Annotated in this window: 28 protein-coding genes; 15 read left to right on the forward strand and 13 right to left on the reverse strand. The window is 34.4% G+C overall.

From position 1 onward, the window contains the following. Positions 1 to 30 precede the first annotated feature (30 nt). The 6 genes from D9R05_RS04295 (at position 31) to D9R05_RS04320 (ending at position 6,220) form a co-directional block, all read left to right on the forward strand. Entirely contained in the window at positions 31 to 1,146 is a 1,116-nt protein-coding gene (locus tag D9R05_RS04295) for a CNNM domain-containing protein (RefSeq protein ID WP_121666001.1), read from the forward strand. Further along, positions 1,127 to 1,600, forward strand: a complete 474-nt coding sequence (locus tag D9R05_RS04300) for a methylated-DNA--[protein]-cysteine S-methyltransferase (RefSeq protein WP_121666002.1) — start codon at positions 1,127 to 1,129, stop codon at positions 1,598 to 1,600. Before D9R05_RS04295 ends, D9R05_RS04300 begins: the two co-directional genes overlap by 20 nt. A 46-nt stretch (positions 1,601 to 1,646) precedes the next feature. After that, positions 1,647 to 2,786 (forward strand): serine hydrolase domain-containing protein, encoded by a 1,140-nt coding sequence (locus D9R05_RS04305; RefSeq protein ID WP_121666003.1) that lies wholly within the window; start codon positions 1,647 to 1,649, stop codon positions 2,784 to 2,786. Between the two features lie 129 nt (positions 2,787 to 2,915). Beyond that, positions 2,916 to 3,629 (forward strand): 3'-5' exonuclease, encoded by a 714-nt coding sequence (locus D9R05_RS04310; RefSeq protein ID WP_121666004.1) that lies wholly within the window; start codon positions 2,916 to 2,918, stop codon positions 3,627 to 3,629. Further along, positions 3,630 to 5,300 carry an ABC transporter ATP-binding protein gene (locus D9R05_RS04315; protein WP_205589267.1) on the forward strand — a complete coding sequence of 557 codons (1,671 nt, stop codon included), beginning with the start codon at positions 3,630 to 3,632 and terminating at the stop codon, positions 5,298 to 5,300. Positions 5,301 to 5,353: 53 nt separating this feature from the next. After that, a complete protein-coding gene (locus tag D9R05_RS04320; RefSeq protein WP_121666005.1) occupies positions 5,354 to 6,220 on the forward strand; it encodes a sterol desaturase family protein in 867 nt (288 codons plus the stop codon). A gap of 9 nt (positions 6,221 to 6,229) precedes the next feature. On the opposite strand, the gene D9R05_RS04325 is transcribed toward D9R05_RS04320, so the two are convergent. The 8 genes from D9R05_RS04325 to trhO all read right to left on the reverse strand — a co-directional run bounded on the left by D9R05_RS04325 (position 6,230) and on the right by trhO (position 13,827). Continuing rightward, positions 6,230 to 6,709: an SRPBCC family protein gene (locus tag D9R05_RS04325; RefSeq protein WP_121666006.1), complete on the reverse strand. Its 480-nt coding sequence runs from the start codon at positions 6,707 to 6,709 to the stop codon at positions 6,230 to 6,232. A gap of 117 nt (positions 6,710 to 6,826) precedes the next feature. Beyond that, positions 6,827 to 7,483: a CoA transferase subunit B gene (locus D9R05_RS04330; protein WP_121666007.1), complete on the reverse strand. Its 657-nt coding sequence runs from the start codon at positions 7,481 to 7,483 to the stop codon at positions 6,827 to 6,829. 3 nt (positions 7,484 to 7,486) lie between these two features. Beyond that, complete coding sequence (locus D9R05_RS04335; protein ID WP_121666008.1) at positions 7,487 to 8,188, reverse strand: CoA transferase subunit A; 702 nt, start codon at positions 8,186 to 8,188, stop codon at positions 7,487 to 7,489. A 116-nt stretch (positions 8,189 to 8,304) separates the two neighbouring features. Continuing rightward, positions 8,305 to 10,647, reverse strand: a complete 2,343-nt coding sequence (locus D9R05_RS04340) for a penicillin-binding protein 1A (protein WP_121666009.1) — start codon at positions 10,645 to 10,647, stop codon at positions 8,305 to 8,307. 13 nt (positions 10,648 to 10,660) lie between these two features. Further along, positions 10,661 to 11,146 carry a gliding motility lipoprotein GldH gene (locus D9R05_RS04345; RefSeq protein WP_121666010.1) on the reverse strand — a complete coding sequence of 162 codons (486 nt, stop codon included), beginning with the start codon at positions 11,144 to 11,146 and terminating at the stop codon, positions 10,661 to 10,663. Further along, positions 11,139 to 12,305 carry a PSP1 domain-containing protein gene (locus tag D9R05_RS04350; protein ID WP_121666011.1) on the reverse strand — a complete coding sequence of 389 codons (1,167 nt, stop codon included), beginning with the start codon at positions 12,303 to 12,305 and terminating at the stop codon, positions 11,139 to 11,141. The genes D9R05_RS04345 and D9R05_RS04350 overlap by 8 nt, the downstream gene beginning before the upstream one ends. Before the next feature lie 144 nt (positions 12,306 to 12,449). Further along, complete coding sequence (locus D9R05_RS04355) at positions 12,450 to 12,779, reverse strand: hypothetical protein (protein WP_121666012.1); 330 nt, start codon at positions 12,777 to 12,779, stop codon at positions 12,450 to 12,452. 16 nt (positions 12,780 to 12,795) lie between these two features. After that, positions 12,796 to 13,827, reverse strand: coding sequence for an oxygen-dependent tRNA uridine(34) hydroxylase TrhO (gene trhO, locus D9R05_RS04360; RefSeq protein ID WP_121666013.1), 1,032 nt, complete (start codon positions 13,825 to 13,827; stop codon positions 12,796 to 12,798). A gap of 367 nt (positions 13,828 to 14,194) precedes the next feature. Here trhO and recA point away from each other — a divergent pair, with 367 nt between their 5' ends. The 4 genes from recA to D9R05_RS04380 all read left to right on the forward strand — a co-directional run bounded on the left by recA (position 14,195) and on the right by D9R05_RS04380 (position 17,868). Then, the gene (gene recA, locus D9R05_RS04365) at positions 14,195 to 15,208 is read left to right on the forward strand and encodes a recombinase RecA (protein WP_121666014.1); all 1,014 of its coding nucleotides are present in this window, start codon (positions 14,195 to 14,197) and stop codon (positions 15,206 to 15,208) included. Between the two features lie 132 nt (positions 15,209 to 15,340). After that, positions 15,341 to 15,760, forward strand: coding sequence for a hypothetical protein (locus tag D9R05_RS04370; RefSeq protein WP_162984894.1), 420 nt, complete (start codon positions 15,341 to 15,343; stop codon positions 15,758 to 15,760). A 15-nt stretch (positions 15,761 to 15,775) separates the two neighbouring features. Next, positions 15,776 to 16,327, forward strand: coding sequence for an RNA polymerase sigma factor (locus tag D9R05_RS04375; protein WP_121666016.1), 552 nt, complete (start codon positions 15,776 to 15,778; stop codon positions 16,325 to 16,327). Next, the gene (locus tag D9R05_RS04380) at positions 16,324 to 17,868 is read left to right on the forward strand and encodes a hypothetical protein (RefSeq protein ID WP_121666017.1); all 1,545 of its coding nucleotides are present in this window, start codon (positions 16,324 to 16,326) and stop codon (positions 17,866 to 17,868) included. Before D9R05_RS04375 ends, D9R05_RS04380 begins: the two co-directional genes overlap by 4 nt. A 3-nt stretch (positions 17,869 to 17,871) precedes the next feature. Here D9R05_RS04380 and D9R05_RS04385 read toward each other — a convergent pair whose 3' ends face one another. Beyond that, a complete protein-coding gene (locus D9R05_RS04385) occupies positions 17,872 to 18,612 on the reverse strand; it encodes a lysophospholipid acyltransferase family protein (protein WP_121666018.1) in 741 nt (246 codons plus the stop codon). A 78-nt stretch (positions 18,613 to 18,690) separates the two neighbouring features. Here D9R05_RS04385 and trpS point away from each other — a divergent pair, with 78 nt between their 5' ends. Next, entirely contained in the window at positions 18,691 to 19,659 is a 969-nt protein-coding gene (gene trpS / locus D9R05_RS04390) for a tryptophan--tRNA ligase (RefSeq protein WP_121666019.1), read from the forward strand. A gap of 155 nt (positions 19,660 to 19,814) precedes the next feature. On the opposite strand, the gene D9R05_RS04395 is transcribed toward trpS, so the two are convergent. The 4 genes from D9R05_RS04395 to dprA are packed head-to-tail and all read right to left on the reverse strand — an operon-like array spanning position 19,815 to position 22,218. Then, positions 19,815 to 20,201, reverse strand: a complete 387-nt coding sequence (locus D9R05_RS04395) for a hypothetical protein (protein WP_121666020.1) — start codon at positions 20,199 to 20,201, stop codon at positions 19,815 to 19,817. Between the two features lie 11 nt (positions 20,202 to 20,212). After that, positions 20,213 to 20,434, reverse strand: a complete 222-nt coding sequence (locus D9R05_RS04400; RefSeq protein ID WP_121666021.1) for a PLD nuclease N-terminal domain-containing protein — start codon at positions 20,432 to 20,434, stop codon at positions 20,213 to 20,215. Between the two features lie 33 nt (positions 20,435 to 20,467). Continuing rightward, the gene (locus D9R05_RS04405) at positions 20,468 to 21,067 is read right to left on the reverse strand and encodes a hypothetical protein (RefSeq protein ID WP_121666022.1); all 600 of its coding nucleotides are present in this window, start codon (positions 21,065 to 21,067) and stop codon (positions 20,468 to 20,470) included. Positions 21,068 to 21,117: 50 nt separating this feature from the next. Then, positions 21,118 to 22,218 (reverse strand): DNA-processing protein DprA, encoded by a 1,101-nt coding sequence (gene dprA, locus D9R05_RS04410; protein ID WP_121666023.1) that lies wholly within the window; start codon positions 22,216 to 22,218, stop codon positions 21,118 to 21,120. Between the two features lie 97 nt (positions 22,219 to 22,315). Between dprA and D9R05_RS04415 the strand changes: the two genes are divergently transcribed. The 4 genes from D9R05_RS04415 to D9R05_RS04430 all read left to right on the forward strand — a co-directional run bounded on the left by D9R05_RS04415 (position 22,316) and on the right by D9R05_RS04430 (position 26,397). Further along, positions 22,316 to 23,281: an HU domain-containing protein gene (locus tag D9R05_RS04415; protein ID WP_121666024.1), complete on the forward strand. Its 966-nt coding sequence runs from the start codon at positions 22,316 to 22,318 to the stop codon at positions 23,279 to 23,281. 44 nt (positions 23,282 to 23,325) lie between these two features. Then, a complete protein-coding gene (locus D9R05_RS04420) occupies positions 23,326 to 23,838 on the forward strand; it encodes an acyl-CoA thioesterase (protein WP_121666025.1) in 513 nt (170 codons plus the stop codon). 14 nt (positions 23,839 to 23,852) lie between these two features. Continuing rightward, positions 23,853 to 25,187: an MATE family efflux transporter gene (locus tag D9R05_RS04425; RefSeq protein WP_121666026.1), complete on the forward strand. Its 1,335-nt coding sequence runs from the start codon at positions 23,853 to 23,855 to the stop codon at positions 25,185 to 25,187. A gap of 94 nt (positions 25,188 to 25,281) precedes the next feature. Continuing rightward, on the forward strand, positions 25,282 to 26,397 hold the full coding sequence (locus D9R05_RS04430) for a vWA domain-containing protein (protein WP_121666027.1): 1,116 nt from the start codon (positions 25,282 to 25,284) through the stop codon (positions 26,395 to 26,397). Positions 26,398 to 26,404 lie beyond the last annotated feature (7 nt).

The following is a 26,404-nucleotide window of genomic DNA, read 5'->3' on the forward strand; positions in this document are numbered from 1 at the left end:
TGTAAAAAATTAACCATAATGTCATAACGAATGACCCTATTAATAGTTTACGCGCTACTTTCAATTTTCATCTCCTTTTTATGTTCGGTTTTAGAAGCAGCTTTGCTCAGTTTTACGCCAACATTTATTCGTATAAAGCTTAAGGAAGGAAAATCTTATGCCAAAACATTAAACAATTTCAAGAAAGATATAGACAAACCGCTTATTGCAATCTTAACGCTAAACACTGTTGCTCATACCGTTGGAGCGATTTTAGTTGGTGTTCAAGCTGAAAAAACCTTCGGAAGCGGAAATAATTCTGTTGGTATTGTTTCAGCAATAATGACGGTTTTAATATTGGTAGTTTCAGAAATTATTCCGAAAACCATTGGCGCAACCTATTGGAAATCTCTTGGAAATTTTACCGCTAAATTTTTAAAAATTATCATCTTTCCGCTTCGTTATACCGGAATTTTATGGTTGATGATGTTAACCACACGATTGGTCGGAAAATCGGCACATAACCCAAGAATGAGCCGCGAAGAATTTATGGCAATTACGGATGCCGCCGAAAAAGAAGGCGTTTTTAAAGAAAACGAAACCGCCTTTATTAAAAACCTTTTAATGTTTAAATCGGTGCAGGCTAAAGATATTATGACCCCCTTTTCAGTGGCGGTAACCGAAGATCAATCTATGACTATTGAAGATTTTTTAAGTCAACATAAAAACTTAAAATTTTCGAGAATTCCAGTTTATAATAATAAACCCAATAATATTTCAGGCTTTATTTTAAAAGACGACGTGTTAGAACATATGATTGATGAAAAAGGTAAAGAGCCGCTTGCTTCGCTAAAACGCGAATTACTTATTACACATTCTTCTACGCCAATTCCGCGTTTATTTGATTTTTTTGTTGAAAAAAGAGCACATCTTGCCGTGGTTACCGACGAGTTTGGCAACACCGTTGGCTTAATTACGATGGAAGATATTATTGAAACCTTGCTCGGTTTAGAAATTATGGACGAAAGTGACAGCATTGAAGACATGCAACATCTAGCTAGAAAAAACTGGGAGCGTCGTGCTAAACGCTTAGGGATAATTTCTGAACCTGAAGCCAAAGAAAAAAGCGATCCGCAAATTGATAATGATGAGGAAAGCGCAACTTAAAACACCTTTAGGAATCGCTTTAATTGAGGGTGATTCACGTGGAATTTCAAGAATTTCTATTGTTGAAGAAAACAAAGAAACTTCAACTGAAATCCCCGAAGAGTTAAAAACTTGTGTTAGACAACTTTCTGAATATTTTCAAGGAGAACGCCAGCAATTTGATTTTCAACTAAATCCGCAAGGAACCGAATTTCAGCAAAAAGTTTGGCAAGCTTTACAAGAAATTCCCTACGGAAAAACAACTTCTTACCTAGAACTTTCTAAAAAATTAGGTGATGTTAAAGCAGTTCGCGCCGTAGCAGCTGCCAACGGAAAAAATCCGTTATGGATTGTTACTCCTTGTCATAGAGTTATTGGCAGCGATGGATCTTTAACTGGGTATGCCGGCGGTTTATGGCGAAAAAAGTGGTTGCTAAATCACGAAAGTCCTTCGCCACAGCACAAACTCTTTTAAGCTCAAGATTATTTTATACCTTTCTAATCGTTTTTCCATATAACTTATGAAAATATTCAAACGAATTTTAATCAGTCTTTTCCTTCTTCTAGGATTAGGCGTTGCTTTGCTATATATTTTTGATGCCGATTATATTTTAAAAGGCGTCAGAATTATTTATTTAAAAGGTTACACTTCAGTTTATATTGATGATTACCCACATTTTGAAAACCGTAAAATTGAAAGTGGAAAAACACAAGAATGGCCTATTCATAAAAATTATAATAAAATTTCTGCTACCAAAAAGCTACAAGAAACCCATAAAGAATTAGGAACAATCGCATTTTTAATCATTAAAAATGATAGCATATGGTATGAAAATTATGCTGAAGATTACGGGAAAATGGCTAAAACCAATTCCTTTTCTATGGCAAAAAGCATCACTTCAGCCTTATTAGGAAAAGCGATTCAAGATGGATATATAAAAAACTTAAACCAACCCGTAGCAGATTTTTTTCCGCAGTTTGATAATCGTCTAAGCGTGGGCGATCTTTCTTCCATGGCAAGCGGATTAAATTGGGATGAAAACTACTACAATCCTTTCTCTATGACGGCTCGTATTTATTTAGATGATGATATCCGTGAACTTTTACTCAGTTTAAAAGTGGTAGAAAAACCTGGCGAAGAATTTAAATATTTAAGTGGAAACACCGCTTTATTAGCCATGGTAATAGAAAAAGCAACTCAAAAAAAATTATCTAATTATTTAAGCGAAAGCTTCTGGAAACCCTTAGGAATGCAAACTTCTGCTCTTTGGCAATTAGACAGCAAAAAAAGCGGACTAGAAAAAGCCTACTGTTGCATTGCTTCTAACGCAAGAGATTTTGCGAAATTCGGAAAATTATATAGCCATTTTGGTAATTGGAACGGTAAACAATTACTCGATTCTAGTTTTGTGAAAAAATCAATTGAACCACGTTTTAAGGAAAGTCCGCAATATGGCTATGGCTTTTGGTTGAGTAATTTTAAAAACAAAAAAATATTCTCCATGCGTGGTATTTTAGGGCAATACGTAATTTCAATTCCCGAAGACGATCTTATAATTGTTAGACTCGGACACAAAAGACAAACGAGACCTGAAGGAAAAACTTTCCCCGCAGATTTTTATACCTATATTGAAGAAAGTTATAAAATGTTTCAAAATTAGGGCGTTGCCTATCGGGTCGGGCTATTCACTATATTTTTTTTATGATTTAAAAACATAAAAAAGGATGCCGTTGCTATCCCTAACGCATTTGTTTTATAAATTGTACTTTAGAATTCTATAATTTCAACTATGCTCAAAAAAATTAAACTCGAAAACATACTCTTTCTCGATATAGAAACCGTTCCTGAATTTGCTTCTTATGATGAAATGAGCGATCTAAAAAAAACACTTTGGGAACATAAATCTAAATATCAGCGAAAAGAAGATTTTACCGCAGAAGAGTTTTACGATCGAGCAGGAATTTGGGCAGAATTCGGGAAAATTGTGTGCATTTCCGTAGGTTATTTCACCTTTAAAGGCGACATCAGAAATTTTAGAACTACTACTTTTCACGGTGATGAAGCGCAACTTTTAAAGGAATTTAAAAATCTTTTAACCAGTTATTTTAATAGACCTCAACATTTACTTTGCGCGCATAATGGCAAAGAATTCGACTTTCCATACATTGCCAGAAGAATGCTTATTAACGGGATAGAATTGCCTTTTAAACTTGATTTATTCGGAAAAAAGCCCTGGGAAGTTCCGCATCTAGATACCTTAGAATTATGGAAATTCGGCGATTATAAGCATTTTACTTCCTTAAAATTAATGACAAATGTCTTAGACGTTCCTTCGCCAAAAGATGACATTGACGGCAGCGAAGTGCGTGATGTTTTTTATGAAGACAAAAACATTGATAGAATAATTACGTATTGCGAAAAAGACGTGGTAGCGATTGCCCAGATATTCTTACGTTTACGACAAGAAGAATTATTAGATGATTCTGAAATAATTTCGGTATAAATGGAAAAACTGCTTCACATACAAAATTTATCGGTTTCTTTTGAGGAGAGAAAAGTGCTAAAAGACATTAATTTTTCACTTCACAAAAATGAAATTTTAGGGATTGTAGGTGAGTCCGGTTCCGGAAAATCTTTAACAACACTTTCTATTTTAGGCTTGCTTCCACAAGCGGCAAAAATTGATGAAGGAGAGATTTTATTTGAAGAAAAAAATCTTCTTACTTTTTCTGAAAAACAATTCCGAAAAATTCGGGGCAATAAAATATCGATGATTTTTCAAGAACCAATGAGTTCTTTAAATCCTTCTATGAAATGCGGTCCGCAAGTGGTCGAAATTCTGTTAGAACATACTAATTTATCTCAACGTGAAGCAAAAAAAGAATGCTTAAATTTATTTGAAAAAGTAAAATTACCCGAACCAAACGAATTATTTAACGCATATCCACATCAAATAAGCGGTGGACAGAAACAACGCGTGATGATTGCCATGGCAATTGCGTGTAAACCCAATATTTTAATCGCCGACGAACCGACAACAGCGCTTGATGTTACCGTGCAAAAAGAGATTTTATTGTTGCTGAAATCCATTCAGCAAGAAACAGAAATGAGCATCATTTTTATCTCGCACGATTTGGCGTTGGTTTCAGAAATTTCAGATCGAGTTGCAGTAATGTTTCAAGGCGAAATTGTAGAACAAAATTCAGTTGAACAATTATTTCATCAACCTAAAGAAACCTACACCAAAGCACTTTTAGCTTCAAAACCTTCTACAAAAGAACGCGTAAAAACCTTACCTACAGTGAAAAATTTTATGGAAAGCACTACTTCTTTTGAAGTCGAAACGCTTGAAGAACGAAAAAAACGGCACGATAAAATTTACAGCAAATCGCCTTTATTAGAAGTACAAAATATAGAAAAGGAGTTTGTGAGCGATGCCGGAATTTTCAAAAAAAATAGAGTGGTAAAAGCCGTAAACGATGTTAGTTTTAAAATATATGAAGGCGAAACGCTAGGTTTGGTAGGCGAATCGGGTTGCGGCAAATCTACGTTAGGAAACGTAATTTTACAGCTTGATAAAGCAAGCAGCGGGGCAGTTTTTTATAAAGGAAATGATATCACCAAAATTCGAGGAAATAAACTTCGTGAATTGCGAAAGGAAATTCAGTTGATTTTTCAAGATCCGTTCTCTTCCTTAAACCCAAGAATACCGGTAGGAAAAGCAATTATGGAACCGATGGAAGTTCATAAATTGTATAAAAACACAAAAGAACGGAAGCAAAAAACCATTGAATTATTAAAACGTGTCGGTTTAACTGAAGAACATTTTTATCGCTATCCACACGAATTTAGTGGCGGACAACGCCAACGGATTGGTATTGCGAGAACAATTGCCGTAGAACCTAAATTAATTGTTTGCGACGAGTCGGTTTCGGCTTTAGATATTTCAGTACAAGCGCAAGTATTGAATTTACTGAATGAATTAAAGGAAAAATTCGGATTTACCTATATTTTTATCTCACACGATTTAGCAGTTGTAAAATATATGGCAGATCAATTATTGGTGATGAATAAAGGTGAAATTGTAGAACACGGCGATGCTGATGATGTTTATGCCAAGCCACAAAAAGAATATACACAAGAATTAATTAATGCGATCCCAAGAGGTATTTAAAATTTAACTCAAAGTACTTTTAAAATTCCTATTTTCTTTTATATTGTTGAAATATGAAGGAAAAAATAACATTGGACGATGTCCTCTCTAACGCTCCAGATTTAATTCTATATGCTGCGCCAATAATGATTAGCTTGGCTTTATTAGAGTTTTACCTTAGTTGGAAACAGAAAAAAAAACTATACGAAAAAAAGGATTTTTTTGCTTCATTGACGATTGGGTTGGTTTCGGTATTTCAAAATTTGTTGATTAAGTCACTTTTATTCGGTTTTGTTATTTGGGTTTATAACATCGTTCCGTGGAGCATTCCGGTAAACTGGTGGACTTCTATTATTTGTTTTTTTGCTTTAGACTTTTGCCGTTATTGGGCACATAGAATGGGACACGAAACCAGTTTGTTTTGGGCAACACACGTAACGCATCATAATTCTGAAAAATATAATTTGTCTACTTCGTTTCGCCTTTCGTGGACGCAACAACTAAAAGTCGTGTTTTTTCTGCCCATCAGTTTAATGGGTTTTCATCCAGTGGTGTTTTTTATTTGTCACCAAATTGCGGTTTTATATCAATTTTGGATTCATACGGAATACATTAGAAAACTACCAAAATGGATTAGTTTTCTCTTTGTTACGCCTTCTCATCATCGGGTTCATCACGGAAAAAACGTGCATTATTTAGATAAAAATTACGGTTCTACTTTTATTATTTGGGACCGAATGTTTGGAACTTTTCAACCAGAAGATGAACAGGCGATTTATGGCATTTTAGATCAACCGAAACATCATAACCCAGTAAAATTAGTCTTTCACGTTTGGGGAGATATTTTTAGAAAAATGAAAAAAGAGAAAAATCTTAAAAAAGCTTTTCTTCTTTTATTTCAACCTCCGGATTTATTGTATGAAAAAGAAAAGTCGAAATGATTTTAATTCTTATTTTGAAAGAAATTGTTTCCACTTATTTGATTCTGCAAAAAGCTTTAATTGTTTGTTTCTGATTATCAAGAAATTTACCATATAGCTTTTTAGAAAAATTATATCCGCTAATTTTCCAATAAAACCAAGTGGAGATTTATATTCAAACTCATCAATCAGTAAAGTTTCATTAGCGTTTATTTCTTTGAAAGTATGCTTATGACTAAATCTTTTAAAGATACCTTTCTGCATTTCATCAACAAAGTAAAAAGGGAAATTATATTGGGGGATTTTAGAAGTTAGTTTTTGATATACGCCTAAATGTTTTGCTCTCCAAGTAACTTTTTCTCCTTGTTCTAATAAACCAAATTTTCTTTCTGAAATTACAGTTTCGTCAGTTTGTTGAGTTGATGCAGTATGAAAATCAATACTTCGTGATAAATCAAAAACTCTTTCTCTTGGAGCTTTAATATATGTTTTTGTAATGATTGTTGGCATCTGCGAAAGCGATAGTAGCGGCATCCTTTTTTAATTTTTTGTGAAAGAATTAAAAAAGATATAGCGGATAGCGCGGTCCCGGTTTTTCTATAAAAATCGGGATTCGCCCTAACTATTTTACAATTTCATCTCTGGAATTTCTCCTTCTACGATAAGTTTTCCTTCAGTGGCTTTTTCGATCTCTTCGACACTAACACCTGGAGCGCGTTCGATTAGTTTAAAGCCTTCTTCGGTTACATTTAAAACGGCTAAATTGGTGACAATTGTAGTGACACAACCAACGCCGGTTAATGGAAGTGTGCATTTTTTAAGCAGTTTAGATTTTCCTGCTTTGTTTGTATGCATCATGGCGACAATAATATTTTCGGCAGAAGCCACCAAATCCATCGCGCCGCCCATACCTTTTACCATTTTTCCGGGAATTTTCCAGTTGGCTATATCTCCATTTTCGGCTACTTCCATAGCGCCCAGAATGGTAAGATCAACATGTTTTCCACGTATCATCCCAAAACTCGTCGCTGAATCGAAAAAACTTGCGCCCGGTAAAGCGGTAATGGTTTGTTTTCCCGCATTAATTAAATCGGCATCTTCTTCGCCTTCAAAAGGGAAAGGTCCCATTCCTAAAATTCCGTTTTCACTCTGAAATTCTACTTCTATATCGTCTCGCACAAAATTGGCTACAAGCGTTGGAATACCGATTCCTAAATTTACGTAATAGCCGTCTTTTACTTCTTTGGCAATGCGTTGTGCAATTCCGTTTTTATCTAAAGCCATAGTTTATCTTTTTGGTCGAACTGTTCGTTGCTCAATTCTTTTTTCGTAATCTTTCCCTTGGAAAATTCGTTGTACAAAAATTCCTGGTATGTGAATTTGATTAGGGTCTAACTCGCCAGCGGGAACTAATTCTTCAACCTCAACAACGGTTACTTTTGCAGCTCCGCACATATTTGGGTTGAAGTTTCTTGCGGTTCCTTTAAAAATTAAATTTCCGGCTTCGTCTCCTTTCCAAGCTTTTACAAATGCAAAATCTGCTTTGTAAGCTTCTTCTAACACGTACATTTTATCTTCAAATTTACGCGTTTCTTTGTTTAAGGAAACTTCTGTTCCGTAACCTGCGGGTGTGTAAATAGCAGGAAAACCTTGTTGCGCGGCTAAGCATTTTGCAGCTAAGGTTCCTTGTGGGGTTAGCTCAACTTCTAATTCGCCACTTAACATTTGACGCTCAAATTCAGCGTTTTCTCCCACATAGGAAGAAATCATTTTTCTGATTTGGTTTTTCTTTAAGAGTAAACCTAATCCAAAATCGTCTACACCGGCATTGTTAGAAATGCAAGTGATATCTTTAATATTTCTTTTTACCAATTCTGAGATAGCATTTTCAGGAATTCCGCTAAGACCAAAACCGCCTAACATAAATGTCATGCTGTCTTCAACGCCTTCTAATGCTTCTTGAACATTATTAACTGTTTTTCTAATCATTTGATCCTTAAATTTTACGGAAAAATACGAAAAATCTAAGATTGCAACAATTAAAAAAGCCCTTCAAAATAGAATCTCTATTTTAAAGGGCTCATTTTTTTAGTGTCAAAAAATTATTAAAAATCTAATTCGTCAGAAATTTCTTCTTGAGGATCTTCTTCTGTTGTTTTTTCTCCTTCTGTCGGATTCACTCCATCGCAATCTACTTGAATACTTAACTCTTCAGGACGTTCAAAATCTTCTTTTGAAACGTTTAACTCTTCGTCTTCATATAATTTTTTCATATATATTCCCCAAATCGGTAAAGCCATAGTTGCTCCTTGTCCGTAAGTAATTCCTGGAAAATGCACAGAGCGGTCTTCACCACCAACCCAAACTCCGGTTGCTAAGTTTGGCACCATTCCCATAAACCAACCATCACTTTGATTTTGAGTAGTACCCGTTTTTCCGGCAATAGAATTTTTAAAATCGTAAGGATAACCAGTTACTGCTCTTTTATAATGGGGAGCATTTACTGCCCAAGTTGTCCGCAATCGTTGTCCTGAACCATGTTGCGTTACACCTTCCATTAGTTTTACGGTAACATAAGCAGCTTCTTCGCTCATTACGTCTTTACTTTCGGGAACATGTTGATATAAAATTGTTCCGTTTTTATCTTCAATACGCGTTACAATTACTGGTTTTACGTAAATTCCTTTATTGGCAAAAGTGCTGTACGCTGAAACCATTTCAAAAACACTTAAATCTACCGAGCCTAAAGCAATAGCAGCGACAGGATCAATCTCTGAAGTGTTTACGCCTAATTTATTTAATAAATCAATTACAGGCTCTGGTCCGGTTTTATCCATTAATCGTGCACTAATTGTGTTTAGTGAATTAGCTAATGCGGCTTTTAGAGTAACCATTCCCCCATATTCTCCTCCAGCATTTTTTGGGGTCCAATCTTCTGAAACTCCATGTTTTCCTGCTGGAATAGTGTGTTGCGTATTGGGCAGTTGATAACAAGGTGAAAGATGCAACTGGTCTATAGCCGTGGCGTATAAAAACGGCTTAAATGTAGAACCAACTTGACGTCTTGCTTGTTTTACGTGTTCGTATTTAAAGTGTTTGAAATTGATACCCCCGACCCAAGCTTTTACTTCTCCAGATTGTGGTTCCATAGACATCATTCCAGAATTCAGGAATGACTTATAATAGAAAATAGAATCTCTTGGGGTCATAATTGTATCGATATCTGTTTCATTCTCCCAGGAAAAGATCCGCATTTCTCGTTCCTTATCAAAAGATGCAATAATTTCTTCTTCAGAAAAATCTTTGGCCTTCATTTCTTTCCATCGGCTGCTGTTCTTCATCGCACGGCGAACAATACTATTGATTTCTTCTTTGGTTACACCTCTAAATGGAGCTGTTTTATTGTTTTTATTTTGACGATTAAACTCCTTCTGCAAATGAGCCATATGCATTTTTACAGCATCTTCGGCGTGTTGCTGCATTCTATAATCGATACTGGTATAGACTTTCAATCCGTCTCGATAAATATTGTATTCTTCACCATCGGGTTTTGGGTTTTTATCTATCCAATCTTTTAAGAAGCCTTGTAAATAAGCTCTAAAATAAGTCGCCATTCCCTCATCGTGTCCTTCCGGGCTATAGTCGATTTTTAAGGGTAATTGTTGTAAGGAATCTTCTTCAGTCTTTGTTAAGAACCCATTTTTTTCCATTTGGTTCAAAACAATATTTCTGCGTTCTAAAGAATTTTGTTTGAATTCGCTTTTTCTTGGATTATAAACAATTGGGTTTTTAAGCATTGCTACTAGCACAGCAGCTTCTTCAGTTTTTAAGTCCTTAGGTTCTTTTGAAAAGTAGATCCGAGAAGCTGAACGTATTCCTACTGCTTGATACAAAAAATCATATTTATTTAGATACATCGTAATGATTTCTTGCTTGGTATATTGCCGCTCCAAACGAACAGCAATAACCCATTCTTTAATTTTCTGAAAAACTCTTTCAATCTTACTATCAGGAGTAGTTGAGAAAAGTAATTTTGCCAATTGTTGTGTAATGGTACTTGCCCCTCCTTTCGATCCCATATAAGCAACCGCACGTAAGGTACCGCGAGCATCTATTCCCGAATGTTCATAATAACGTTCATCCTCTGTGGCAACAAGTGCATTAATTAGGTTATCGGGTAATTCTTCAAATTTTACTGGCGTTCTATTTTCATTATAATATTTCCCAAGTGTTTCTCCGTCTGAAGAAAAAACTTCTGTTGCTAAGTTTGTTTCAGGATTTTCAAGCTGGTCGAATGTTGGCATTTCACCAAAAGCGCCCCAACCGGCCAATAAAAACAAAAAAATAGCGGCTAAAATCCCTAATGCAAATAGGCGCCAAAACCATACAATATATTTTCTATAGGAAGATTTTTGTTTCTTGTTTGTTGATTTTTTTTGTGAACTCACGACTGTTGCTAAATTAATTTACGTTCTCTATTCTAAATCCTACTTCGGTAATTCCTTCTAGTTTTTCAATGGGGTTTACACTCCCATTTTTTCGCATTGCTTGCTGAATATTTATTTGGTAAGCACCCTCCTCAGGAAACTGTACTCCTTCTTTATACCACAATTTATTTTCTTTAACATCACCAAAACCCTCTCCCATAAATTTGCCATCAGGATATGCCATTTCATATTCTAAAGTATCTGTAATAACTTTTCCATTAGGGAAATTCATTTCAGTAATCAAGAAAAGGTTGTTGTAATTATACGTATTGTTATTTCTTATATTTATAAATAAATTATACGGCTTTAACTTATCTAAATCTTTTATTTGAAAACTTACAATAGAATCTTTATGCCAAGATTTGCCTACACTTTTATAAGAATCAAAAACTTGTTTAGAATCGCAAGAAATTGTTAACCCTAAAGCAGTAAGCAATAAAAGTACCAAAAATTTACGCATTGTTTTTAGGCCTTTTTTTTCGTTGTTTTTTTCGTTTGTTTCTTCGTTTTTTTTGTTGTCCTTTTTTGGGCTTATCAAAACGCGTTAAACTATCTTGACCTACAACGTTACCAAAGTCAACTTTATTTTCTTTTTCTAATTCAGCTGAAAATTCTTCTAAACTGGCAACGGGCTTTTTATTTTTAGCGGCTTCGATTATTTTTTTAACCTGATCGGTTTTTAGCTCGTACCAATTCATCCATTCGCCTTCATAAGCATACCAAAGTGACCCTTTAAAAATATCAATTTTTTGACAAACTGCTGTTCCTTTTTGGGTTTGAAGTTTGCTGTCTTGCTTCGGAAGTTCTTTAAGCGCATCTAAATAAGAGTCAAGCTCATAATTCAAACAGCATTTTAATTTTCCGCATTGACCGGCTAATTTTTGTGGATTCAAGGAAAGTTGTTGATAACGCGCCGCCGACGTAGTTACCGATCTAAAATCTGTTAACCAAGTTGAACAACATAATTCTCTTCCGCAAGAACCGATTCCGCCCAAGCGAGCTGCTTCTTGACGAAAGCCTATTTGACGCATTTCTATTCGAGTTTTAAACTCGTATGCAAATTCTTTGATCAGTTGTCTAAAATCTACACGATCTTCAGCAGTATAATAAAAGGTAGCTTTTGAGCCGTCACCTTGAAATTCTATGTCACTAATTTTCATTCGTAATTTTAAACGAATGGCTATTTCTCTAGCGCGTTTTTTAATTTGTTCTTCACGATTTCTAGCTTCGGTCCAAACATCAATATCTTTTTGAGAAGCTTTCCTATAAATTTTTAAAACTTGATCGCTATCTTCTTTAACGCGTTTTTTTCGCATTTGCACTTTTACCAATTCGCCGGTAAGGCTTACTTGACCAACATCATGTCCCGGTGAAGCTTCTGTAGCAACTATATCGCCAATTTGAAGGCTTAGTTTTTCTACATTTTTATAAAAATGTTTTCTTCCGTTTTTAAAACGTACTTCTACACAATTAAATGCTTCTTGCCCGTTTGGCAAACTCATATTTGAAAGCCAATCGAAAACTGATAACTTATTACAACTGTCGGTTCCACATGAACCGTTACTTTTACATCCTTTTGGCTGACCGTCTTTTCCGGTCGAGCAACTTCCACACGCCATATTTATTTATATCTTGAAACCTTTATTCTGAAAAAATAAGGTTGAGCATTAGTATTTCTTTTAAAAGGTAAAGATACCAATTTATTATGAGCAAGCATGAAGTTTTCTAAATGTTGAAGTCTTTAGAAAGTTTATTTTCAATTTCTACAACATTGTCCAGATATTCCAAAGCAATAATAAAGACGTAACTGTAATAAAGCCCAAACTAATTGAACCCAGTTTTTTATTTCTATAAACATATAAAAATAAGGCTATTGAAATTAAAAGAAGTAGAATGGTTATTCCTGTAGTTAACCGAGCGTTATGTAAAAACTCAGGAAATAAATTTAAATAAGCTGTCTTGGCATCTTTAAATGAATCGTGCCGCTTAAAAATTAAAATCCAAAGAATAAATTCTAGCAGCGCTACAACTGAAAATACTGAGGAGATTCCTAAATAAATTTTATCTTTTAAAGAAGTTTCTTCAGTATTCATATTGCTAATTTACAAATCACGCCTTAAACTTCAACACTTCAGATCTTCCTTTTTTGAAAATTTTATTGCTGTTATGTTTACCGCGACGAAGCGCCTTTTGCTCTTCGTAGGGTAAGGCATTAGTTTCCTTACAATCAACAGAACAGCAACTATCCATTTTTTTGGCACATTCTTTACATTGAATAAATAATAAATGGCAAGCTTCATTGGCGCAATTTACGTGCGTATCACATGCATTTCCGCATTGGTGACAGTGCGCGATTACATCATCAGAGATTTTTTCAGCACGACGATGATCGAACACGAAGTTTTTTCCGATAAATTTATTTTCGAGTTTTAAATTTTCAACTTGACGCGCGTATTCAATAATTCCGCCTTCAAGCTGAAATACGTTTTTAAATCCGCGGTGTTTATAATAGGCACTGGCTTTTTCACATCGAATTCCGCCGGTGCAATACATTACCAAATTTTTATCTTCTTTATGCTCTTTTAAATCTTCTTCAATGATATCTAATGAATCTCTAAACGTATCGACATCTGGGGTAATTGCACCTTGAAAATGACCGATTTCACTTTCGTAATGATTACGCATATCTACCAGAACCGTATTGGGGTCGTTTAATAAATCATTGAATTTTTTTGCGTCTACATGAACGCCTTTTTGTGTTACATCAAAGGTATCATCATTAAGTCCGTCGGCTACAATTTTATCACGAACTTTCACCTTCAGTTTTAAGAATGATTTTACATCATGTTCAATCGCTATGTTCAACCGAACGCCTTCTAGAAAATAAATTTCATCAATAAATTTTTTAAATTCATTAAAGCGCTTTGCCGGAACAGAAAGTTGTGCGTTTATACCTTCATGAGCTACATAAATTCTCCCCAAGACTTCAAGTGCGTCCCAAGCTACAAATAAATGATTTCTAAAAAGTTCTGGATTGCCAATTTTGGCGTACTGATAAAAAGAAAGCGTTAGTCGGTCTTCACCGGCTTCATCTAATAATTGCGCTCTCTCTTGTGCACTTAATTTATTGTACAGTTGCATGCTATACTAATTTTAAAAGTTGTTACAATTGAGGCTGCAAAGATAGTATAAAAACACAAAAAAGCCCGTGAAATTTTTTCCGGGCTTTTTTGTGAATGGCTAATTCATTGTTTACTTTAATTTGTTTCTCTAGAAAAAAGTAAGCAATGTCAGCCACCATCAAGTTTGCAACAAGATATACAAGCTACACTTGTTTTGGTGATTAATCCATTCAGTAATATATATTGTTTAAGAAACCTCACTGGTTTTCTTTTCTTGTTTTTAAGTAGATACAAAAAAATTAAAAAGGTTGCGTAGAGAATTGTGATGCAGAAAAACTTATAGTACCTTAGCGATTCTTCAAGAACATTTTAGTAAGCCTAAAAATATGAGTAAAGACAAGGAAAAAGAAGCAAAAATGAAAGCGTTAAAGTTAACGCTAGACAAGTTAGATAAAACCTACGGCAAAGGGACGGTAATGAAAATGAGCGATCAAGCTGTACAGGATGTAGAAGCTATTTCTTCTGGATCTTTAGGTTTAGATTTAGCCTTAGGTGTTGGCGGTTATCCTCGCGGAAGGGTGGTAGAAATTTACGGACCAGAATCTTCCGGTAAAACCACTTTAACTTTACATGCCATTGCTGAAGCACAAAAAGCTGGCGGCGTTGCTGCTTTTATTGATGCAGAGCATGCTTTTGACCGTTTTTACGCAGAAAAATTAGGGATCGATATTGAAAATTTAATTATCTCTCAACCAGATCATGGAGAGCAGGCTCTAGAAATCGCCGATAATTTAATTCGTTCAGGAGCAATTGATATTATTGTAGTTGACTCGGTTGCGGCTTTAACACCAAAAAGTGAAATTGAGGGTGAGATGGGTGATTCTAAAATGGGATTACACGCTCGATTAATGTCGCAAGCACTTAGAAAGTTAACCTCTTCAATTAGTAAAACAAACTGTACCGTGATTTTCATTAATCAACTTCGTGAAAAAATCGGAGTTATGTTTGGTAATCCAGAAACTACAACTGGAGGAAATGCTTTAAAATTCTACGCTTCGGTTCGTCTCGATATTCGTCGTTCAACGCAAATTAAAGATAGCAACAGCGATGTAAAAGGAAACAAAACCCGCGTAAAAGTGGTTAAAAACAAAGTAGCACCGCCGTTTAAAACTGCAGAATTCGACATTATGTATGGAGAAGGCGTTTCTAAAGTAGGTGAAATAATTGATATTGGTGTAGATTACGAAATCATAAAAAAAGCCGGATCTTGGTTTAGTTATGAAGACACTAAATTAGGACAAGGAAGAGATGCAGTAAAAACGCTACTTAAAGACAATCCTGATTTAATGGATGAGCTAGAAAAGAAAATAACCGAAGCTATAAAAATAGCAACTTCATAGTTTAATAAACATATTTTTAAAAAAGCCTGCGTAATACGCAGGCTTTTTTTTGGTTTAAACGCAACCTTTTGGAATTACGCTCATCTACTTATATAAACTAAGTGCCTAATTAGCAAAGTTTAAGAAAGTACGATGACGAAAAAAAGCCTTATATTAATAAGTTTTCTTTTTCTATTGGCAGGTTGCTCTTTAGATGATGAAAGTCAAGTGGATTTTACCTTAGAGCTTGTTCCGGTAATGGATGCTGATTTACCTGACACCCTATATTTTGGTAATGAATACAGGTTTCAGATTACGTACAATCGACCTACTACTTGCCATTATTTTGAAGGATACGATTATACTAAAACTAAAAACGAGCGAATAATTGGCGTAGTAAATAGCGTGATAAATGAACCGCCTTGTGATTCACTTACAGACGATTTACGCATAGAAAACTTAAACTTCGTCGTGGAACGAGACGATTTTTATATCTTTAAGTTTTGGCAAGGAGAAGACGATGAAGGGGCACCCATTTACCTAACCAAAGAAGTACCTGTAAAAATTGAATAATTAAAAAACGAATATTTGAGTATTGAGCAACTCATAAAAAAGTGTAAGCAGCAAGATTTAAAATCGCAAGAACAGCTCTACCGTTTATTTTCGGCAAAGCTTTTTGGGGTTTGCTTAAAATATTCTCGAAATTATCAAGAAGCTCAAGATAATTTACAAGATGCTTTTTTAACAATTTTTGATAAAATAAAACAATACCAAGGAAAAGGGTCTTTTGAAGGTTGGCTAAAACGCATTGTTATTAACACAGCATTGCAACGTTATAGAAAAGAGCAACGGGTCTTTGAAATAATGCACGAAGAAAATATTAAGGAACCCGAAGTAGAAATTATAGAAGAAGATATTTCTCTAAAATTTTTACTAAGCATAATACAAGAATTACCAGACCGGTATAGAATGGTTTTTAACCTCTATGCTTTAGATGGTTTTTCTCATAAAGAAATTGCAGAAATGATGAGTATTTCTGTAGGGACTTCAAAATCTAATTTAGCGAGAGCACGCCAAATTTTGAAAGAAAAAGTAGCCGAAAAAAAAAGTATGAATAAGCCTACAAGTTTTGCAAAATGAAAGATAAAAAACATATAGATAGGATTTTCCAAGAGAAGTTTAAAGACTTTGAAGCCAAACCGAACAAAAAAGTTTGGGGAAATCTGAAAAAAGAACTTCAAGAAAAGAAGAAAAAGCGCCCGATTGCTATTCCGTTATGGTATAAAATTGGAGGAGCAGCAGCAGTTTTAATTGGTGCTTTATTGCTGAGCAATGCTTTGTTTTTTAACCCTACAAAAGAAAACAATGTGGTTACTTCTCCACAAAAAAGTAAAGAGTCTATAAAAGTTGAGTCAAAAGAGAAAACCTTTACTACTTCAGAACAAGAAGAGTTTAATCATGATAATGGTGTAGCTACAGAAAGTTTTTCAATAAAAAATAAGGCTCAAAAAGCTATTGAAGAAAAAAAACAAAACAAATTTTCAACTCCTAAAAACTCTTCGGTTGCAACAGCAACTTCAGAAAAAAACAACGCTCAAAAAAATAAGTCGTTAAATTCTACTGCTGTTAAGAATAATGTAAGTGACAAAAATAATTCAGAAGAATCTATAGGAATAGCTTCTGCTAAATCTTCAAAAAAATCGGGTGATAATTTTAAAAATGAAGCTACAATTGCAGCAGCTTCTCAAGAAAATACTTCGAAAAATTCTTCAGAAAAAAACAGCTTCAACAAAATAGAAAAAACTACAAATTCAGTTGAAAATAATTCGCTTACAAATGACGAAAACAATACTAGTCTAGCGGAAGTAGAAACAGAAGAAATTATAACTAAAGAAGAAAAACCTTCTTTAATTGAAGAGGCAAAAAAACTGGAAGAAGAAGCTACTAAAGAAGAGCAAAAAACAAGCGAAGAAAAATTGACAAAGTGGGCTGTAAAACCAAATGTTTCTCCGATTTATTACGGAAGTCTTTCTGGCGGAAATACTATAGACTCGCAGTTTAACAACAATAGTTCTAGCGGAGAAGTAACAATGGCTTATGGGGTGAATTTTGCTTATGCACTTTCTGAAAAGATAAATATTCGCTCTGGTGTAAGTCGTGTAAATATGAGCTACAACACCAATGATATCGTTTTTACCTCTTCGGTGAGCGCTATGAATTTGCAGGGACTTCGTAAAAATAGCAGTTCAGAAAATATTCAGGTGTTAAGTCAAGCAGAGGTTGGTTCTTCTGAGTTGCAAGGAAGAGGCGTTCCGTATACTTCAGGAACATTAAATCAGCAATTAGGTTTTGTTGAAATTCCGTTAGAAATTGAATACGCTTTATTAAATGAACGCTTTAATATTAATGTAATTGGCGGTGCGAGCACATTGGTACTTAGTGATAATTCTATTGCTATAAACTCTGCCGGCGGAACCACAGATTTAGGAAAAGCTAATAATCTAAACGATTTAAGTTTTAGTACAAACCTTGGACTTGGCTTAGGTTATGAACTGAATAAAAGTTTTGATTTGAGCTTAGAGCCAACATTTAAATATCAACTCAATACATTTTCAGGAAATACCAATGGTTTTAAACCTTATTACTTTGGAGTTTACACCGGTTTAAGTTTTAAGTTTTAAGAATTACTTTTTATCCTTTATCAATTCATCAAAAATAAGCGAACGCACTTTATCGCTTAAAATGCGTTTCTCTGTGGGTTTATAATCTTCCGTTGGAATAAAATTTAAAATTTTAGCTCTCATTTTACCCGGACTCGCTTTTAAAAAAGTATACGAAAAACGTTTTTTGTTATCATAGAAAACTAACGGCACGATCGGGATTTTATGGTCTATGGCTAGACGAAAAGCCCCATCTTTAAAATTATCTAATACAATACTTAAATCGTCGGGAACGCCACCTTCAGGAAAAATACAAATACTAATACCTTGACTTAATCTTCTTTGTGCTTGTTCAAAAACAGCATTTCTACTTTTCACGTTACTTCTATCAACTAAAATACACGTACGTTTATAAAAGAACCCAAAAATAGGAAATCTTGCTAGCTCACGTTTTCCTACAAATACAAACGGATTTTTAATACAATATAACATCAGCATAATGTCTGTCATAGAAGTATGATTGGCAACAAACATGTAGCTTTTGCCTTGAATAGGTTTTTCTATTTTTTTTAAAACAGGATAAAATCCCATACCAAATAATACGGTTTTTGCCCAAATTCTAGCCAGGTAGAAAAATTTTGGATAGTATTTTTCCCGCGAAGTAAAAAGTAACAACAGCGGAAATAACACAATAATGGTAACCGTAATTAAAAGGTAAAACCATATTCGCCATAAACCAATTAAAATAGCTTTCAGAAATTTCATAAGCTTCAAAAATAAGAAAATGTATGGAGCAAATTCTATAAAAAATATACCTTTACAAAAAAATAAATTTTACCTGATATGGCCAGAATTCTAACCGGAGTACAAAGTACCGGAACTCCACACTTAGGAAATTTGCTTGGCGCGATTATTCCCGCTATAAATATGGCAAACGATTCTAATAACGAATCGTATTTATTTATTGCCAATTTACACACTTTAACGCAAATAAAAGATGCGCAAACTTTACGAGAAAACACCTATTCTGTTGCGGCAACTTGGCTTGCATTTGGGCTAGATATAGAAAAAACGGTTTTTTATCGGCAAAGTGATATTCCGCAAACAACTGAGCTTAGCTGGTATTTAAGTTGTTTTTTTCCTTATCAGCGTCTTACTCTTGCTCATTCTTTTAAAGACAAGGCCGACCGTTTAGCTGATGTAAATTCAGGACTTTTTACTTACCCGATGTTAATGGCGGCTGATATTTTATTATATGATGCAGAATTCGTTCCGGTTGGTAAAGATCAATTACAGCATATTGAAATGACGCGTGATGTGGCTTCTCGATTTCACGCACAAATGGGAGAAACTTTTGTGATGCCGGAAGCTAAAATTGAAGAAAACACTAAATATATTCCCGGAACCGATGGTGAAAAGATGAGTAAATCGAGAGATAACTTCATCAATCTTTTTACAACCGATAAAAAATTGCGTAAACAGGTTATGGGAATTCAAACCGATAGCACGCCCTTAGAAGAACCAAAAAACCCGGATACGTGTAACGTTTTTAATTTATATAAAGTAATTGCTTCTGAAAAGCAAACTGCAGAAATGAGGGCTAAATACGAAGCCGGTAATTTTGGCTATGGTCACGCAAAACAAGCTTTGTTTGAATTGCTTGTCGAAAAATATAGTGAACAGCGCAAAAAATATACGTATTACATGAATAATCTTGATGAGCTAGATGCTGCACTCGAAAAAGGAGCCGAAAAAGCACGACAAACTGCAAATGCCGTTTTAGAACGTGTTCGTAAAAAATTAGGATACTAAATTAGTTATTAGAGCGCTTCGCTTTTAGAAGGTATAAATTAGATAAAAAGGTTGTTTAAAGAAATGTATTTACGTCAACCTTAACTTGATTCAGGTTCTCATAATAATTAGAATGAGGTTCTGAATCAAGTTCAGAATCTCATTTTTTTTTTGCTTTATTTCAGTTCTTCAGAAAAAACCAATACTTTCGGTTCTTTAAAATGATAAACCAATTCTCCTTGACGTTCTATTTTTATTTCTGAAGCCCGTAATTGATTGTTGACTTCAATTAAAGAATAATCTGTCTTATCTGCAGAAATTTCTTGTTTAAAGGATTCTAGTTCAATTTCAAATTCTTCTACTTTTTCTGTTTTTGAAATTTTGCTATTGGTTAAATCTTCAATCAAGATAACCTCGTACATATTCTCTCCAAAATTATCGAGCTCGATAGAAAGTTCTAAATTGCTTAGATATAACGGATCTTTAGGCGCTTTTTCTTCTTGACAAGCGAATAATATTGTTGCTAGTAAACCTAGCGATAAAAATTTAATGGTATTTTTCATAGGTATTTATTTTAGTCTGAATATTTACATTGCTTTCTTCCAACAAGAAAATATAAAACAGGACCAATTAATGGAATAAAACCTATAAAAATCCACATTATTTTCTCATAATTTTCAAATCTTTGTCGCAATACATCGATTAGTGTAATTAAGCCGAGAAATAAAGATATCAGAAGTAAGAAAAGTTGCCAAAAAAACAATCCATAAGAAAAATCATTAAGTAAAATTTCCATAAAATAATTTTTTCTATTATAAAATTATGAAATTTAAAACGTATAGCCTAGTCTAAAATATAGCTTTAGGGCAATAATGTTTTCAGCTTCAAGTCTTATGCGATTGTCTTTGGTTTCAAAGATGTGCATTAAACCTAAACCTGTAGCAGCTTCTAATGTAAAATGATCCCAATAAGTTCTACGTATTCCCCAAGTTGGGATAATTGTTAATTGATCGCGAATTTCAACTTCTTCACCAATAGTGAAAACTGTAAACAAGTTTGGATTATAGCTTGTTTCTAAGCTTAAAAAATTACCCGAATTCTTAGTGATATTTTTGTTTTTTTGTAATCTCTTTTGTAGGTTATAATACCATCTTGGTTCTAATGTGATAACAGGAGTAAGTCCAAAAGTAAGGTTATCTTGATCAAATAATAAACCTTCGTCGAAATAAATATCTAAGCCAACTTCAGTCCGTAAAGAAATACTATTTGATAAACCCAATTCATAATTACCCCAAACACCTAAAAATCCAGTTTGTACACCAAATATAGATTTTTCCACACTTGCTGTTGAAGAATTTACTTGCTCTTGTGCTTTTAATGAAAATAAGCTTACAAGGCTAATGCAAGCAATAAAAAATAGTTTCTTCATATTTCGCTATCATTTTAAAATGCCAAAACTATAATTTTTTTTACTACATTCTATATAACTTCATACATTTTACCGGGTAATGGTCTCACTAAATTATTCAACTCTAAATTCAATAAAAGCGGTGCTATTTTATAAGTGGGCATTTTTATAACCAAAGAAAGTTCGTCTAATTCTGCTTTCCCTTTTTGTTGTAATGCTTTTAGAACTTTTTCTTCATCTTCGGTAAGATTTATAAATAATTGTGGCTGTGTTTTTTTGGGTTGGTTTTTCAAATCCCAATTCAGCATATATATTAAATCTTCCGGACAGGTAAGCATATGTGCTTGCTGACTTTTTATAAGATTATTACAGCCTTTACTAAAAGCATCGGTTGTTCTACCGGGAACGGCAAAAACATCTCGATTATAAGAATTTGCAATATCTGCAGTAACTAGCGACCCACCTTTTTCTGCACTTTCTATAACTAATGTAGCTTGACTTAATCCTGCTATAATTCTATTTCGACGTAAAAAATTGTTCCGATCAAAAGTTGCACTACTCCAAAAATCAGTCATTAATCCGCCATAGTTTTTTACCTCATCAACATATTTTGCGTGTGATTTCGGATAAATTTGATCGAGCCCGTGTGCCAAACAACCAACGGTTTGTAAGTTGTGCTTTAATGCAGCTTTATGCGCACAAATATCAATACCGTAAGCAAAACCTGAAATAATAACGGGATTTAACGGCGCTAATTTTTCTATTAAATTTTCACAAAAAGCAATTCCTTGGTTAGTCGCTTTTCGAGTTCCCACAATGCTGATGAGTTTTTTTTGCTGAAGATTTATATTGCCTTGCTGAAATAATAAAATTGGAGCATCAATACAATGTTTTAGCTTTTCGGGATATTCAGCGTCTTCAAAATAACGAATCTCAATAGCGTTATCTTTTATAAAACCTAGCTCACTCTCGGCTTGATGTAAATAATCGGAATTATGAAGATCTTTCAGTTTAAAATTTCCAATTCCATCTATTGCCTTTAATTCACTCTTACTAGCTTTAAAGATTGCTTCAGCAGAACCCATCGTTCGTAATAATTTTTTTGCTGAAATATCCCCAATATTAGGTACGCGTTGTAAAGCTAAAAGATAAAGTAATTCTGAAGTTGTCATAAAAGAGAGCTCTGCTTTAAATGTACAGAAAAAGATTTGTTCATAAATTTTATATGGCTTCTTTTTTACTATTCAAAAAAAAACTACTTTTGTATATATGAGGATAGAAAACTACATTAAAGATTTATTATATCGTTACGAATGCGTTGTCATTCCTAACTTTGGCGCATTTCTTAGTCAGCGTAAACCTGCACAAATTCATGAGACTACACAGGCTTTTTATCCGCCTAAAAAAAGTATTTCTTTTAATGCACAATTAACTGACAATGACGGTTTATTGACCAATTACATTAGTCAGGTTGAAGATATTTCATACCAAGAAGCGATTCAGAAACTAACCGAATTTGTTTCAGAATTAAAAACTTCACTAAACGAGATAGGAAAAATTGAACTAGAATATATCGGTACATTTTACCTAGAAAATCAGCAACTCGCTTTTCAGCCTTCTTATCATCATAATTATTTATTAGAAGCTTTTGGTACAGAAATGTACACCTCAAAAGCTATTGCGAGAACGAATTTTTCTGCAGTAAATGTAAAAGAAACAACTACAGAAAATAAAGTTGAGGAAAAAACTACACCGGTAAAATCGCTTCCTAAAAAAGAAGAAGAAAAAAGAAGCATCCCTATTTGGCGTTATGCCGCAGTAGGTATTGTAGCTATTGGTTTAACAGGTTTTTTAGGAGCTAATTGGTATAGCCAAGATGTAAAAACTCATAATATAGCTGAACAGCAAAAAGCAGCAAAAAAAGTAGAACAAAAAATTCAGCAAGCCACTTTTGCTATCGATAATCCACTACCGGAAATAACGTTTAAAGTAGACACGCAAACCGGAAAATATCACGTAGTGGCAGGTGCTTTTCGATTAAAAGAAAATGCAACACAAAAATTAACGCAATTACGCGATCAAGGTTTTAAGGCAAGAGAAATTGGCACCAATAAATATGGGTTACATCAAGTAATTTACAGTAGTTACGAAAACCGTTTAGAAGCGCTAAAAGCACTTAAAATTATTAAAAAAGATCACAATCCAAATGCGTGGTTATTAGTGCAAGAACTTTAAGCTTCTCTTAACGTTACAAACCTTATCTTTGCCCAAAAATAGATATGGAACCAAAATCTCCAACAGATTCGCGCACCATTTTAACCGATTTAGTTTTACCGAGTGAAACCAATCCGCTAAATAATTTATTTGGAGGCGAGTTATTGGCGCGTATGGACCGTGCAGCAAGTATCGCCGCAAGACGCCACAGTAGAAGAATTGTAGTAACCGCATCTGTAAATCACGTAGCTTTTAAACGAATGATTCCTTTAGGAAGTGTGGTAACCGTTGAAGCTAATATTTCTCGCGCGTTTAAAAGTTCTATGGAAGTTGTGATTGATGTTTGGGTAGAAGATCGCGAAAGTGGCTTACGCAACAAAGCAAATGATGCAATTTATACCTTTGTAGCTGTAGACGATAGCGGAGCGCCGGTTCCGGTTCCACCAATAAAACCTGAAACTAAAGAAGAGCAAGAACGCTACGATGCCGCTCTGCGAAGAAAACAATTAAGCTTAGTACTTGCCGGAAAACTAAAGCCTAGCGAAGCAACTGAACTCAAAGCTTTATTTGAAGATTAAAAAAGCCATGTACGATGGCCAACACACCAAAAGTTTCCTTTAAAGAAATTAATAAAATTGCGATACCTGCTATTATTGCGGGAATTGCAGAACCGCTTATTTCGTTAACCGATATTGCGGTTATTGGTAATGTTGAAAAAAATTCAGTTGAAGCTTTAGCCGCAGCGGGAATTGTCGGATCATTTCTATCGGCAATTATTTGGATTGTCGCGCAAACCAAAACAGCAATTTCAGCAATTGTTTCGCAACATCTTGGCGCCAACAGAATTCACGCTGTAAAAACCTTAATTCCACAGGCAATTTTTTTCAATTTATTATTGAGTTTCGCGATTTACGGAATTACAGCTTTTTTTGCTGAAAGTATTTTTAGCGCTTATAATGCTGAAGGATTAATTCTCGATTACACCGAAGAATATTACACGATTCGTGCATTAGGCTATCCGCTAACGCTGGTAACTTTCGCGATTTTCGGGATTTTTAGAGGTTTACAAAACACGCTTTGGGCAATGAAAGCCAGTTTAGCCGGAGCTGTTGTAAATGTAGGATTAGATTACTTGTTAGTTTACGGAATAGAAGGTTTTATACCGCCAATGCATTTAGCGGGAGCAGCTTATGCAAGTATCGCGGCCCAAGCTACGATGCTGATTATCGCTTTGTATTTTTTCTTCAAAAAGACTCCGTTTCATTTAAAATTGAGTTTCAATATAAATCCTCGAATGAAACCGCTTTTATTAATGGCTGCCAACCTTTTTGTTCGCACCGCAGCTCTAAATTTTGCTATTTATTTAGCAAACGCGTATGCAACCGATTACGGAAAAAATTACATCGCAGCACAAAGTATTTTAATGAATATCTGGCTGTTTTTCTCCTTTTTTATCGACGGTTATGCAAATGCCGGAAATGCTATTGGCGGTAGATTATTGGGTGCAAAAGATTATGTTCGGTTATGGAATTTAAGTAAAGACATCAGTAAATATGCAGTTTATATTGCATTAATTCTCATGGCTATATGCGGAATTTTTTACACGCAGATAGGTGAAATTTTCAATAAAGACGTGGTTGTTCTTTCTTTATTCAGTTCTGTTTTTTGGCTTGTTCTAGCAATGCAACCTATCAATGCGATCGCTTTTATGTTCGACGGAATTTTTAAAGGTTTGGGAGAAGCAAAATATTTACGGAATGTTTTGCTTATCGCTACTTTTTTAGGTTTTACGCCAACTTTACTTATCGCCGATTATTTCGGTTTAAAACTCTACGCTATTTGGCTCGGTTTTTTTGTGTGGATGCTTATAAGAAGTTCTACCTTGGTTATTAAATTCCGAAGAAAATATTTACAGAAAGAAGTCTGACTTTTTTTTAAAACATTAGTTTCAGTTTAACATCTGTAGCATTTCTACTCTTTCCAAAATACCTTATTTTTAAAGATAAATTTAGGAGAATGCTATGAATGATGTTCGCAAAGGATTTATTTTTAAAAATTATGAAGCGCCTTACCAAAGTCCGTTTGAAAAATTATTTGAAATTTTTAAAGAATTAATCACGTTTACTTCAGGCGATTTCGATGAAGCAATCGATTGGTTACGCCAATTAGATAAAGAATATAAATTAACAACAGAAGATTATACGATTGATGATTTTATTGAAGATCTAAAGAAGAAAGGATATATTCAAGAACGCATAAAACCCGACGGCAAAGGCGGAATGGCAATTACTTCAAAAACAGAACAAGCTATTCGTCAACGCGCTTTAAATCAAATTTTCGGAAAAATGCGCAAAGGAAATTCCGGAAATCATAAAACCAAGATCAAAGGAAATTCTGATGATACAACTGGAGAATTCAGAAATTATCAATACGGCGATTCAGTTGAAAAAATTTCAGTTACTGAAAGCTTAAAAAACGCACAAATTAACCACGGAATTGGTAATTTCAATCTAACTGAAGATGATTTAGTTGTAGAAGACAGCCAATACAAAGCGCAAATGAGTACGGTTTTGATGATTGATATTAGCCACAGTATGATTTTGTACGGTGAAGATAGAATTACGCCGGCAAAAAAAGTTGCCATGGCCTTGGCAGAACTCATTATTACGCGCTACCCAAAAGATACGCTTGATGTAATTGTTTTCGGAAATGATGCGTGGCCAATTAAAATTAAAGATTTGCCCTATTTGCAAGTCGGTCCGTTTCACACGAATACGGTCGCCGGATTGCAATTAGCAATGGATATTCTTCGCAGAAAAAGAAATTCCAACAAACAAATTTTTATGATTACCGACGGAAAACCAAGTTGCTTGCGGTTACGCGATGGTACGTATTATAAAAATTCAATGGGATTAGATCCGCATATTACCCATAAATGTTACAATATGGCGGCTCAAGCAAGAAAATTAAATATTCCAATAACCACATTTATGATCGCTTCTGATCCTTATTTGCAACAATTTGTAGAAAATTTTTCAGAATCTAATCAAGGAAAAGCCTATTACACCGGTTTAGACGGATTAGGAGAAATGATTTTTGAAGATTATGAAGCCAACCGAAAAAAAAGAATACGATAAAATAGAA

It is taken from the genome of Mesonia aquimarina (assembly GCF_003667275.1).
Taxonomy (GTDB): Bacteria; Bacteroidota; Bacteroidia; order Flavobacteriales; family Flavobacteriaceae; genus Mesonia; species Mesonia aquimarina.